This window comes from Mesorhizobium sp. B2-8-9 (assembly GCF_006439475.1).
In the GTDB taxonomy this organism is placed as follows: Bacteria; Pseudomonadota; Alphaproteobacteria; order Rhizobiales; family Rhizobiaceae; genus Mesorhizobium.
Genome location: NZ_VFTQ01000074.1, coordinates 1 through 1,068 on the forward strand (window position 1 = coordinate 1; position 1,068 = coordinate 1,068).

At 58.6% G+C, this 1,068-nt stretch carries 1 protein-coding gene and 2 pseudogenes; 2 read left to right on the forward strand and 1 reads right to left on the reverse strand.

Annotated features, from left to right (window positions below; genetic code table 11):
* Positions 1 to 83: 83 nt before the first annotated feature.
* Positions 84 to 226: pseudogene (locus FJ423_RS33390) on the reverse strand (transposase domain-containing protein); the annotation flags it as partial.
* Positions 227 to 392: 166 nt separating this feature from the next.
* On the opposite strand from FJ423_RS33390, the pseudogene FJ423_RS34545 reads away from it, so the two are divergent.
* Positions 393 to 542 (forward strand): annotated as a pseudogene (locus tag FJ423_RS34545) (integrase); the annotation flags it as partial.
* Positions 539 to 1,068, forward strand: a 530-nt coding sequence (locus FJ423_RS33400) for a site-specific integrase (protein ID WP_176479577.1), incomplete at its 3' end; no start/stop codon positions are given. The pseudogene FJ423_RS34545 and the gene FJ423_RS33400, both read left to right, overlap by 4 nt.

Genomic DNA, 1,068 nt, shown 5'->3' on the forward strand with positions numbered 1-1,068 from the left:
GCTCATCAGAATGAGCAGCCGTTCCTCGGATCGGGCGACCTTCTGCGTTCCAAACCTTGACAGCGGACATCAGAGCGGTGTTCTCAGGCCACGGCCTTGAGCATGAGCTTGTTGATGTAGGCCCAAGGCAACAGATCATCGATCTGCTATTAGGGTGGCCGTTGACTACCCTGGTGAGGACATCGTCGAGATATCCCAGCGGCTCAACGCCGTTGAGCTTGCAGGTTTATGCCGATCGCCGAACTATGCCGAGTGAACAAGTTTTTACCAACACTTTCTCAACGCAAGTGACTATCTGCAACGCAGCACACTGTATCGGAAGCTGATCCACGGGCCATTTGGCGAGTTTGCACGCGTTTATGCGGGCAGATTGTCGGACGAAGGCTTCGGTCGGCGAAGATGTCGAGCGGGAACTGCCGGTCCTCTCGACCTTTCTCGGCCACACCAATGTTCGCGACACTTACTGGTATCTATCCGCCGCGCCGGAGTTAATGACCCATGCCGCGCGACTGCTGGATGAGCGGTGGGAGGTTCGCTCATGAGTGCCTCGAAAGATCTGGCCGTGCTGATCGAGCGGTGGTTCACCGATCGGCTCATGCGACATCGAGGCGTAAGCTCCAACACCATCGCCTCCTATCGCGGCACCTTCCGGCTCCTGTTTGCATTCGCGCAGACACGCCTTGGCAGGTCTCCGTCGCAGTTGACACTGCGGGATTTGGACGCGCCTTTCATCGGCGCATTCCTGGAGGACCTCGAGACACTGCGATCCGCCTCAGTGAGGACCCGGAATCTCCGTCTCACGGCCATTCGGTCTTTCTTCAGATATGCGTCGTTCGAGGAGCCGGCCCATAGCGCCCAGATTCAACGCGTGCTCGCGATCCCGAGCAAGCGATGCGACAAGCGACAGCTTCAGTTTCTCACTAGGCCCGAGATTGAAGCGATCCTGGCCTGTCCGGATCGCAGCACATGGCTGGGACGCCGTGATCACACTCTGCTGTTGCTGGCCGCGCAAACGGGGTTGCGGGTCTCGGAGATCATCGATCTCCACCAGGACTCGGTGATGCTGGG